The sequence below is a fragment of the Mitsuokella sp. UBA4253 genome, assembly GCF_002395285.1.
Classification (GTDB): Bacteria; Bacillota; Negativicutes; order Selenomonadales; family Selenomonadaceae; genus Mitsuokella; species Mitsuokella jalaludinii.
Genome location: NZ_DGWR01000004.1, coordinates 83,319 through 94,522, shown reverse-complemented (window position 1 = coordinate 94,522; position 11,204 = coordinate 83,319). Strand labels below are relative to the sequence as shown.

Below are 11,204 nucleotides of genomic sequence, written 5' to 3'. Positions count from 1 at the left end.
TATCAAAGCGTGCGCAGCGCGATATCGCGCGCACGGATCAAGAAGCCTTCCATCAGAAGGCGCAGATTGACATTGGCCTGCAGGCGCTTCTGCACCTCGCGCAGCTCTCCGAGCAGCGCGAAGACAATGTCCTCCGGATAGCGCGGCAGGAGCTCCAGGAGCTTCGCGCGGATATCCGCATGGTACAAGAGCGCGCTGCCTCCGTCCTCAGCCAGGACGAGAAGATCGCGCAGCATCATGTTGAGATACAGGAACCATTCCCGCAGCGCCTCGCGGTCGCGCGCGCCCATATCGCTGGCGAGCGACCAGACGCGCTCCATGTCGAAGGACGGCAGCTGCGTCAAGAATTCCAGCACCTCGCCGCGCAGGTGCAGGCCTTCGTGCTCGTGAAGCATCAGAGCCCGCCCGGGGCTGCCATCCGACAGAGCGGCGAGTTCCACGGCCTCCTGCTCTGGCACGCCGCGGCCCAGCAGCACCGGCTTCATCTCCTGCGGCGTGAGCATGCCGAAGGCCATGGGCATGCAGCGCGAGAGGATTGTGTCGAGCAGGGCACTGCGCGCACTCGTGACCAAAATGAAAGTCACGGGGCCTTCCGGCTCCTCGAGCGTCTTCAGCAGACTATTCTGCGCCGCTTCATTCATGCGGTCCGCCTCATCGATGAGGACGACGCGCTGCTTGGCGAGCACGGGATAGCGTGAAACCTGCGTCTGCATGGAGCGTATGGCCTCGATGCGGATCTGGGCCGCCGATTTGCCATTCTGCTCCGGCACGACTTCGAGGTAGTCGGGATGCGAGCCGAGCTGCATCGCCCGGCAGGACTCGCAGTGGCCGCAGGGGCCTTCCTGCGAGTCGCAGAGTATGGCCGCAGCGAGCACATGGCCGAGCATGCGCTTGCCGATGCCGTCAGGGCCCGCAAAGAGCAGAGCATGCGGCAGGCGCCCCTCGCGCAGCATCGTGCGCAGAGATGCCTTCTGCCCCGCATGACCCGAAATCGCATCCCATCGCAGTCCCATCTCGATTGCCTCCTTCACACGCTTCTCGGCCTTCTGGTCAAGGTAGAGTCATTCTTCTCATTATATCGTCGCCACGTTTTTTTCGCAATGGCGGAGTTCAAAAGCACATGGCTTTACGCGGCTTCAATGACCGGTGGCAGCCTCACTGCTGTGCAGCTTCTCGTGCACCCTGCCGACGTAGCCGCCTGGCAGGATGTGCATGTCGACGAGGATCTCCTGTACGCGCAAGGCCGCATAGAGATTGAAGCGCACATCGGGGTCACGGAGGTCGAGCATGAGCAGCTGCTCGATCTTCTCGCAGCGGTAGCGCACCGTGTTGGCGTGGATGAAGAGGTCGGCTGCCGTTGCTGAGTAGTTGAAGTTCGTCTCCAAGAGCAGTTTGAGCGTCACTAAGAGATCCGCGTCATTCTCGCCGTCGTAGTCGAGCAGACGCCCGAGCGCCGAGCGGCAGAAGGCAAAAGCTGACTCCACGCCTCCCGAGAAGATATTGCTGATGATGCCACAGTCCTCGTAGCAGCGGAAAAAGCCGTGCTCATGCTTCGTCCGGCCGTAGGACAGCGCCAGGCGCGCCTCCTGATAGCTCTTCTGGATCTCCGGCAGCACGTGCAGATCGCCGAGCCCGCAGTCGAGCCGGACCTGATGGCGCTTCGAGAAATCCTGCTGCCAGTCATGCAGGAGATCCTGCATGACCTTCGCATGCTCGCAGAGCGCCTGGTCGGCGATGCGGTCGACGTCCGGCATGATGACGAGTCCCCTGCCGTTCCAGGTCAAGGGGCAGAGGATGACATCTGTGTAGCGGTGCGCGAGCTGCGCGAGGCTCCCCTTGAAGTCCACCCCCATCTCCGAGACGGAGCGGTCCTCGAACTCGACGAGCATCACGCGGTACGCCTGGCTCTCATCGAGATGGATGCCGTTCCGGCGCAGCAGATTCTCGAGGCGGTACTGTATACCAGAGAACGCATCCGTCAGTATCCCCTCAATGGCACGCTGTATCTCGTTCCCGAGGTCAATCTGGCTGCGCAGGAAATACGCCAGCGCCAGGCGTGCCGGCCTGACCTTCTGAACGAGCTCATCGATGTCCTCTGCCGCCGTGCGGCTGATGAAGAGGAAGAGGCGCAACTCCTCCTGCGGCAGGCTTTCCTGCAACACGAGCAGGCGCCTGTCATGTATGTAATAATACTGTTCGTCTTGAAAAGATGGCATATGGCAGAGGATCTTGCGGATGGATTCCGCCACGGGAATCCGCTCCGGATAGAACTCCCTGCCATTCCCCGTGACCAGCAGGATTGGCTTGCTCAGAATCTTCTTTAAATATTGGCCGAGTCCGTCCGCGCCCTGAACGATACTCGTCTGCAGCAGCTCATATGACTTTTGATCCAAAGTATGTTCACCCTTTTCCAAAACCTTTCCTTTCATTATAGCACAGGATTTCCTCTGAGCAGAATAGGTATCCAGCAAAAAAGCAGCGCAGCCTCGTGGACTGCACTGCTGAAAACAAGATTCAGTTTTTCGTTTTGGCCTTGTCCTGATGCGGCAGATAGCGGTCAAACAGCGCAATGATGCGGTCCGATGCCGGTGTCAGGAGCATCCAGCTCAGGACGATGCTGCAGATGGAGCCGGAGCCGACGACGACATCCGTCAGCCAGTGTGCCCCCGACATGATGCGCGGCATCGAGAAGACGATGACGACGAACAGGCTCGCCGCGAAGGCCTTCTTGCCGAAATAGCGCAGCATGTAAAAGGTGAAGATCAAGAGCATCATGCCGTGGTCGCCTGGAAAGCTCGTGCTCGACCAGTCCTTGGCCGGCCAGCCCGTGAGCTCGGAGACACGCAGCACGGGCACCCCCTGCAGGGTGAAGAACTTCGTCGCGCTCGGCCGCTCAAAGCCGAGCATCATATCGAACTGCTTCGCGATCACGGCCGTCACGAGCATCGTCAGGCCGATGCAGAGCATCCAGCGCCTGCCCTTGGCATCCTGCTGGCGGTAGTAGTGGTAGAAGATTCCCAGCATGAAGAGGAAGGCCACTGCATCGAACGGGCGCAGATTCGTGAAGGCCACCAGATAGAGCAGGGCCTGGCTCTGCCCGATCAAATGATTGAAGAAGAAAAATACCGAGCTGTCGAGTCCATACCAGAAGCCCATCTGCCCCGGAAGCAGCCAGCTCGCGAAGAGCAGGATACCGAAAATCGTGAAGCCCAGGACACCGAGCCATCGTTTTGTCGTCAAGAAATCATCCTTCTTTCTCGTAAAACCATCGTATCATCATGTGCCATCACTTGGCATTGCGCTTGCTGCGCACATAGCGCAGCGCGGAGAGACCGGCCTCGGCCCCCTCATGAACGGCCTTGGCCACCTGCAGCAGACCGCCCGTGCAGTCACCTGCCGCAAAGAGGCCCGGCACATTCGTCGCCTGATGCACGTCCACCTTGACATCGGCACCGTCGAGCATGGCACCGATCTTGCGCGCCAGCTCCGAGCTGCCCGCCGTGCCGATGGCGAGGAAGAGCCCGTCGAGCGGCAGCACTTCGCCGTCTGCAAAGCGCACGCGCTCGACGCGCTCCGCGCCTTCCGCGGCTGCGATCTTGCCATCGCATACTGCCACATCATCGGGCACCTCCGCCGTCAGCGGCTCGCCGTTCGTCAGCAGCGTGACCTTCTCGGCATGCGGCAGCAAGACCTGTGCTTCATGCACGGCGTACTCGCCCGAACCGATGACGGCGACTTTCTTGCCGCGGTAAAAGAAAGCATCGCAGATGGCGCAGTAGCTCACACCCTTGCCCTCGAATTCTGCTATCCCCGGTATCGGCAGCGTGCGGCGCGAAGCACCGGCAGCAAGAACGACGGCCGATGCCTCCCACTCGTGCTGACGGGAAGCAGCCTTGAAGCCGTCGAACGTATCGTTGAAGGAGAGCGCCAAGAGCTCCTCCTCGACGATCTCCACGCCGAGGCGTCTGGCACCTGCCGCGCCGCGGCGCAGGAGCTCCTTGCCGGAGATAGGCTCAGCAAAGCCGTAGTAATTCTCGATTTTCTCCGCCTTAGAGAGGCCGCCCGTCTCAATGCCCTTTGTCACGACCGTCACAGAGAGGCCGCCGCGCCTCGCATAGAGCGCCGCTGAGATGCCCGCAGGGCCTGCGCCAATCACCAAAAGATCTGTCTTCTCCATCGTCATCCAGGAACTTCCTTTCTTGCTTGCTTTCTTGCTTTTCTCAATCTCACTTTTCAGTTCCATCATCGTCCATCGTCCGCTATGCGGACGTTTATCCGTCCAGTATAGCAAGTGTCAGGCGCGAAGTCCGTGAGCCAGTCACAAGCGCGGCTCACTCGGCGCGGATGGCCCAGCGCAACTTCGTCGAGTGCGCGCGGCTGTTGTTGTAGCACTCCTCGCGGCTTGGCCGGATGACATCGCGCGCGATGTCCTGGTAGATGCCCTGCTGGTGGAACGCCTTGAACGCCTTCTTGACGATGCGGTCCTCGCCCGAGTGGAACGTCAGGATGGCGGCGCGCCCGCCCGGTGCCAGCGCAAACGGCAGCTTCTCCATGAACTCGTAGAGGACTTCGTACTCGTGGTTGACATCGATGCGCAGGGCCTGGAAGACGCGGGCACTGCTCTTGCGGATGACGTCGCGTCGATCAGGCTGCCTGCCGTCCGCGCCGCGCTGCAGGCGCACCTTCTCGAGAGCCGCCTCGATCACCGCGTAGAGCTCCCGCGTCGTGCGGATGGGCCGACGCTTCTCTGCGCGGACAATCTGGCGCGCGATCTCCTCGGCATACGGCTCATCGGCGTTCTCCTGCATCATGCCGACGAGCTCCGCCTGCGTCATCTCGCGCAGTCGGTCCGCCGCCGAAATGCCCGCCTGCGGGTTGAGGCGCAGGTCAAGCGGGCCGTCCGACTTGTAGGTGAAGCCGCGCTCCGGATTGTCGATCTGCATGGAGGAGACGCCGAGGTCGGCTAGCACGAAGTCAAAAGGGCCGGCCTCCTCTACTAGCTTGTCGATCTCGCAGAAGTTCATCAGGCGGCGTTCCCAGATCTCAGGTCCATAGCCCTTCGCGCGGATGCGCGCCTCCGTCTTGGCCGACTCGATCGGATCGACATCGCCGCCGTAGAGGTGGCCTCTGCCCTCGAGCTTCTCGAGCATCGCCATCGTGTGGCCGCCGTAGCCGAGCGTCGCGTCAAAGCCGCGCTCCCCCGGCTTTATCGCGAGAATCGCGAGGATCTCCTCGACCATGATGGGGATGTGCGTGCCAGCCGGCGTATTCCCCTTGGCGCGCACGTGAGCGATCTCCTCCCCGTACTTCTCCGGGTTGAGCTCCTTGTATTTCTCCGCGAAGTGGCGCGGATAGCGCCCGCTGTAGTGGATGCGCCGCTTGTGCACTTTCTCCTGCTGCTTGTTTTCGTCCTGTCCTTCCATATCATCCGCCTCTCTTTCTATCTTTCTCTTTTCTCTGTCATGTGATACTATGGTCCAGTATAGCAATGACATTTCCACTCTGTCAAAGGCACGATTGCCAAAATGGTGATTTTCACTCTTGACAGGTCGCCGCAATCCATCTATAATGTATCACATATTAATCATATATGCTTTACAAGCACTTAGCCATCATCCACGATTGAATCAACGAAAGAAGGTATATTATGGCAAATCCCAATAAAGATTCCGTCGACCTCGCGAAAGACGAGGCCCTGCGCCAGCGCAAGGGCGGGCAGGCCAAGCAGATGATCCTCTGGTTCGCCGCTCTGATTGTCGGCGCCATCCTAGGCTGGCTGCAGGTTCCTGCGCTCAACGAGCTCTTCAACTTCGTGGCCACGGTCTTCACGCGCCTGTTCCAGTTCATCGCCGTGCCGACCATCGCGCTTGCCGTCATCACGACGCTCTCGGCGCTCGGCGCCAAGAAGGACACGGGCCGCATCTTCGCGCATGCCGTCACCTACACGCTGCTGACGACGATTGCCGCCGCTTCCATCGGCCTCATCCTCTACCTCTGGATCGCGCCGGGCAATCTGCCGGCTGACCTCATCGGCGCCGGTGCCTCGGATGTCCCGATGCAGAAGCTCGGCTCCCTCTCCTACTACGACCACTTCCTCTCGGTCATCCCGAACAACATGCTGCAGCCGTTCCTCGCCGGCAATGTCCTGTCCGTCATGCTGATTGCCGCGGCCGTCGGCCTCGCGCTCGCCTTCATGCCGAAGACGGAAAACCGCGCCGTGCTCCTCAAAGGCATCCACGGCCTGCAGGAACTCCTCTTCACGCTGATCCGCGCCCTGCTCTGGGCTCTGCCGACTGGCATCCTCGCCTTTGCCGCACAGCTCTCCTCGCAGATTGAAGCAGGCGTCATCGTCGGTGCACTCGGCAAGTACACGCTCGTCGTGCTCGGCGGCAACGTCATCCAGTTCTTCATCGTCATCCCGCTCTTCCTGCTCGCGCGCGGCCTCAACCCGCTCTACGTCTTCCGCAAGATGGCACCGGCCATCGCCGTCGCTCTCTTCACGAAGAGCTCCGCCGGCACGCTGCCTGTCACGCTCGCCTCTGCTGAAGCGCGCCTCAAGGTCAACCCGCGCGTCTCGCGCTTCGTCCTGCCGATCTGCACGACGATCAACATGAACGGCTGTGCGGCCTTCATCCTCGTGACGTCGCTGTTCGTCATGCAGAACGCCGGCTTTGACCTCTCGATTGGCACCATGATCACGTGGCTCTTCGTCGCCGTCCTCGCCGCCATCGGCAACGCCGGCGTCCCGATGGGCTGCTACTTCCTGACGCTCTCGCTCATGAGCTCCCTCGGCGCACCGCTCGGCCTCATGGGTGTCATCTTGCCGATCTACACGATCATCGACATGATCGAGACGGCCGAGAACGTCTGGTCCGACTCCGCCGTCTGCGCGATGACCGACCACGACCTCCAGGGCAAGATCGAAGATTCCCGCGGCGAAGCCGTCGAGGCCTGAGCCCGTAAAAAAAGTCCCATCCATCAGATACTGCTATCTGATGGATGGGATTTTTTCATTTTTCATGCACGCATATCAGCGCGCCTTGAAGAGCCCCGGATTTCCCTCGGGCATCAGCGTCAGGATGAAGTCGCCGGCAGCGTACGGTGCGAGCTCGTAGGCGCTGTAGTAGACGCGGATACCGCCTCCGGGCAACATGATCCAGACCGTGGACTGATCCCAGTCGAGGTACGGGTAGATGGACTCAAGCTGCGCGTCGATCGTGCGCCGGAATGTCTCATCTTCGCGCCCCGGATACTGCGCGCGAAACGCCGCCGCCACAGCCGTCAGGAAGGCCCTTCGGCTCGTGACGATATCGCGAAGCGCGATGGGCTCGCCCGTCCGGAGATCCAAATTCCAGCTCTGATAGGCGTGATTCGGATGCGCGCCGCCCGTATAGGACTCCGTGCGCGTGCAGAAACTCAGCACCGCATCGTCGACGCGTCCCCAGCCCGCGATGGAATGGCCCATGTAATACGGCGCATACATCGGGATGCCGTTCTCCTCGGTGAAGTGCACGGCATTCCTGAGCATCTTCTCGTCGCCTGCCCAGCGCGTGCGCTCCGCATCATTCCAGCGCGCTAGCGACCGGCGCAGCGCATGGCTTGCCCCAGGCTTTGCGGCCAGTTCAAGGTATTTGCCTGTGTGGAGCTCCCTGCCCTGATAGTCCCTGAGTGCCACATTGTGCTGGCGCACTGTCACGAGAGCATTCCCAGCAACCTCTTGGATATGCTCCTGCCTCTCGGCCGCTGCCGATGCCGCCTCAGCGGCCTGCAAGCAATCTGGCACAGCGCTGACCGCCGAGATCACGCTGCCCGCACCGACAAGCAAGGCGATGGCCAGCGTGCGACCAAGTTTTTCCCCCAGATCTTTCATGATAATCACCTCTTCTCAACATACATACTTCCTTACTGAGTAATTCGCGCTACTGACAAAAAACTCCTGCCGGCCCCGCAAATGCGGAGCGGCAGGAGTTTTTTGTCAGTAGCGCTGGCGATCCTTGAGCGCGCGCTCGATCTCGCGCTTGGCGGCCTTCTCGTGGAGGTCCTGGCGCTTGTCGTAGTTGTGCTTACCGGAGGCCAGTGCAATCTCCATCTTGGCCCGGCCGTGCTTGAAGTAGATCTTGAGCGGCACGAGCGTGAAGCCCTTCTCGCGGGTCTTAGCGAAGAGCTTCACGATCTCGGCCTTGTGCATCAGGAGCTTCCTGCGGCGCAGGGGATCGTGGTTGAAGATATTGCCCTGGTCGTACGGGCTGATGTGGAGATTCTCGACGAAGAGCTCGCCATCCTGGATGCTCGCATAGCTGTCCTTGAGGTTGGCGCGGCCTGCGCGCAGGGACTTCACTTCTGTTCCCTGCAGCGCGATGCCGGCTTCGTATGTCTCGTGTATGAAGTAATCATGGCGTGCCTTGCGGTTCTCGCAGACCGTCTTGATACCTGCATTCTTTCTTCCCATTTATCTCACCTGAGTGGTTTCATTGGTCTTATTTATTGGACGTCGTGCCGCCCTCTGTCTTGCGGTGCGGGCGCGGGCGGTGCTTCGGGGCGGCCTTTGCCTTCTCGGCGCGCGCCTCTTCGCGCAGCTTGCGCTCGTGGTATCCCGGCGGGTCCGGCCAGACGGCGCTGTTGAGGCCCGTCACCGTGACGCGATGGTAGTCGCGCTCCCCGCGGCCATTCTCGCGGTCACGGCGCTCCTGGCGGTTACCGGAACGCTCCCTGCCCTTGCCGTGATCGCGCTCGCGTTTCTCACGCTTCTCGCGCGGGGCGCGGCCATGGTCCGGGCGCGAGAGCTTCTCGCCCGAGGCGCCGCGGTTCTTCTTGCCGTGGCTGCGCTTCTTCTTCGGCTTCTCCTCGCCCTCTGCTGCCGGCAGGTCCGCGATGATGTCGTCGACGGGACGGCGTGCCGGGCGCTTCTTGGCCTCCTGGCGGCCGCCCTTGTCCGCCTTGCCGTTCTTGTCGTTCTTATCGACCTTGTCGGTCTTCGCCGGCTTCGGCCCCTTATTGCGGCCGCCGCGCACGGCATTCCTCATCGCGAGGGGGTCATAGGCGCCGTTGTCCTTGAGCACGAAGTCGAGGTTGCGCTCTTCGACGTTCGCGCGCACGAGCAGGACTTCGACCTCATCGCCGAGGCGGTACGCCTTATTCGTGCGCTCGCCGACCATCGCGAACTGCTCTTCGCGGTACTCGTAGTAATCGTTGACCATCGTCGAGACGTGGACGAGTCCCTCGACGCCATTGTCGAGCTCGACAAAGATGCCGAAAGCCGTGACACCGCTGATGATGCCGGTGAACTCCTCGCCGACGAACTGCGCCATGTACTCGATCTTCTTCATGTCCGTCGTCTCGCGCTCCGCTTCGATCGCGATGCGCTCGCGCTCCGAAGCGTGATCGGCGATCTCCGGCAGCATCGTGCGAAGCTTCGCCTGGCGCTCAGCCGGGATGCTGCCCGTCGCGAACGTCTCGCGCAGCAGACGGTGCACGATGAGATCCGGATAGCGGCGAATTGGCGAGGTGAAGTGCGTGTAATAACGCGCGGCCAAGCCGAAGTGGCCGAGGCTCATGTCGCTGTAGCGCGCCTGCTGCATCGAGCGCAAGGCTACCGTGCTGATGATGCGCTCCTCCGGCTTCCCCTTGACCTTTTCGAGTACCTGCTGGACATCCACCGGCTTGATATCGCCCGTCTCCGATTGATGAACAAAGAGGCCAAATGCTCCGAGCAAGTTGTTGAGGCGCTCGATCTTCTCATCCGACGGCTGCTCGTGCACGCGGTACATGAAGGGCTGCTGCTTCGTGTCCATGTGACGCGCCACCGTCTCATTGGCGATCAGCATGCACTCCTCGATGATGGACTCCGCCAGCGAGCCCTCGCGCTTGATGAGCGCGACGGGATGGCCCTTGTCGTCGAGCTTGACCTTGACCTCCGGCACATCGAAATCAATGGAGCCGCGGCGATGCCGCTTGGCCTTGAGAACATGGCGCAGTGCTTCAAGCGTCTCGAGCATCTCGCGGATGTCCTGGTTGTCCGAGAGGAACGGCTCTGCCTTGTCGACGAGGACCTTGTTGACAATGTTGTAGGTCAGACGGCGGTAGACGTGGATGACAGTCGGCACGATCTCGTAGCTCGTGACCTCGCCCTCCGGCGAGATCTGCATCTCACAGGCCATCGCGAGGCGGTCGACGCCGACGTTGAGGCTGCAGATGCCATTGCTGAGCTCCTTCGGCAGCATCGGGATGACGCGGTCGACGAGATAGACACTCGTGCCGCGCTCGCGTGCCTCGCGGTCGAGCGGCTGATTCTCACGCACATACCAGCTGACATCGGCAATGTAGACGCCGAGGAAGAAGGAACCGTCCGGATTGCGGCGCGCAAAGACGCCGTCATCGAGGTCCTTCGAATCCTCGCCATCGACCGTGACGATCGGCAGGTCGCGGCGGTCGCGGCGGCCTCTGTACTCCTCCGGCGAGGGCTCCTGCTCCACGTTATCGGCTGCCTCCTGCACGTCCTCGGGGAACGTCTCCGAGAGGTCGTACTGGCGCATGACCGAAAGAACGTCGACGCCAGGGTCGCCGACCTTGCCGAGCACCTCGATGACCTTGCCCTCCGCATTGCGGCGGCGGTCCGGCCACTTCGTGATCTCGACGACGACCTTGCTGCCCGTCTTCGCGCCGTGGAATGCTTTCTTTGGCACGAAGATATCCTGGCTGAGCTTCGTGTTGTCCGGCGTCACGAAGCCGAACGTCTTGCTGCTCTCGAACGTGCCGACGATCTTCTCGTTCGCGCGCTCGAGGATGCGGATGATCTCGCCCTCGCGCGAGCGGCCTTCCTCCTGAGCTGGCGTCACGCGGGCGACGACGCGGTCGCCGTGCATGGCCGTATTGAGGTCCGCGCCCGGCACGAAGACATCTGTCTCCTCTTCGGAATCGCGCACATCCGGGATGATGAAGCCGAAGCCCTTGGCCGTCATCGAGAGGCGGCCGACGACGAGGTGCATGCGGCTCGGGATGCCGTAGAGGTCGCTGCGATTCTTGATGATCGCGCCCTCTTTTTCCAATTCTTCAAGCGCTGCATCGAACTGTACGAGGTCCTCCGGCGTCAGCTGCATCCCGTCGGCCAGCTCCTCGGCCGGCAGCGGGCGGTACGCCTCTTCATGCATGTACGCTAAAATTCGTTCTTTTAAATCCATACTCTTTTCTCCAACAATCTGTCTATC

General features: G+C 61.4%; 9 protein-coding genes. 1 reads left to right on the top strand and 8 read right to left on the bottom strand.

Going from position 1 to position 11,204, the window contains the following annotated elements; genetic code table 11:
- Positions 1-2: 2 nt before the first annotated feature.
- The 5 genes from holB to rsmH all read right to left on the bottom strand — a co-directional run bounded on the left by holB (position 3) and on the right by rsmH (position 5,423).
- Positions 3-1,013 carry a DNA polymerase III subunit delta' gene (gene holB / locus B2X55_RS02115; RefSeq protein ID WP_286820688.1) on the bottom strand — a complete coding sequence of 337 codons (1,011 nt, stop codon included), beginning with the start codon at positions 1,011-1,013 and terminating at the stop codon, positions 3-5.
- A 123-nt stretch (positions 1,014-1,136) separates the two neighbouring features.
- Positions 1,137-2,393 (bottom strand): PucR family transcriptional regulator, encoded by a 1,257-nt coding sequence (locus B2X55_RS02110; RefSeq protein ID WP_286820687.1) that lies wholly within the window; start codon positions 2,391-2,393, stop codon positions 1,137-1,139.
- A 121-nt stretch (positions 2,394-2,514) separates the two neighbouring features.
- Positions 2,515-3,240: a phosphatase PAP2 family protein gene (locus B2X55_RS02105; RefSeq protein ID WP_286820686.1), complete on the bottom strand. Its 726-nt coding sequence runs from the start codon at positions 3,238-3,240 to the stop codon at positions 2,515-2,517.
- 46 nt (positions 3,241-3,286) lie between these two features.
- Entirely contained in the window at positions 3,287-4,183 is an 897-nt protein-coding gene (locus B2X55_RS02100) for an NAD(P)/FAD-dependent oxidoreductase (protein WP_286820855.1), read from the bottom strand.
- Positions 4,184-4,331: 148 nt separating this feature from the next.
- Positions 4,332-5,423, bottom strand: coding sequence for a 16S rRNA (cytosine(1402)-N(4))-methyltransferase RsmH (gene rsmH / locus B2X55_RS02095; protein ID WP_270527737.1), 1,092 nt, complete (start codon positions 5,421-5,423; stop codon positions 4,332-4,334).
- A 224-nt stretch (positions 5,424-5,647) separates the two neighbouring features.
- On the opposite strand from rsmH, the gene B2X55_RS02090 reads away from it, so the two are divergent.
- Entirely contained in the window at positions 5,648-6,955 is a 1,308-nt protein-coding gene (locus tag B2X55_RS02090; protein ID WP_286820685.1) for a dicarboxylate/amino acid:cation symporter, read from the top strand.
- Between the two features lie 75 nt (positions 6,956-7,030).
- Here the strand turns inward: B2X55_RS02090 and B2X55_RS02085 are convergent, their stop codons facing one another.
- The 3 genes from B2X55_RS02085 to rnr all read right to left on the bottom strand — a co-directional run bounded on the left by B2X55_RS02085 (position 7,031) and on the right by rnr (position 11,177).
- A complete protein-coding gene (locus B2X55_RS02085) occupies positions 7,031-7,870 on the bottom strand; it encodes an RsiV family protein (RefSeq protein ID WP_286820684.1) in 840 nt (279 codons plus the stop codon).
- Positions 7,871-7,975: 105 nt separating this feature from the next.
- Positions 7,976-8,449 (bottom strand): SsrA-binding protein SmpB, encoded by a 474-nt coding sequence (gene smpB, locus B2X55_RS02080; protein WP_036374220.1) that lies wholly within the window; start codon positions 8,447-8,449, stop codon positions 7,976-7,978.
- Positions 8,450-8,477: 28 nt separating this feature from the next.
- A complete protein-coding gene (gene rnr / locus B2X55_RS02075) occupies positions 8,478-11,177 on the bottom strand; it encodes a ribonuclease R (RefSeq protein WP_286820683.1) in 2,700 nt (899 codons plus the stop codon).
- Between the last annotated feature and the right edge of the window lie 27 nt (positions 11,178-11,204).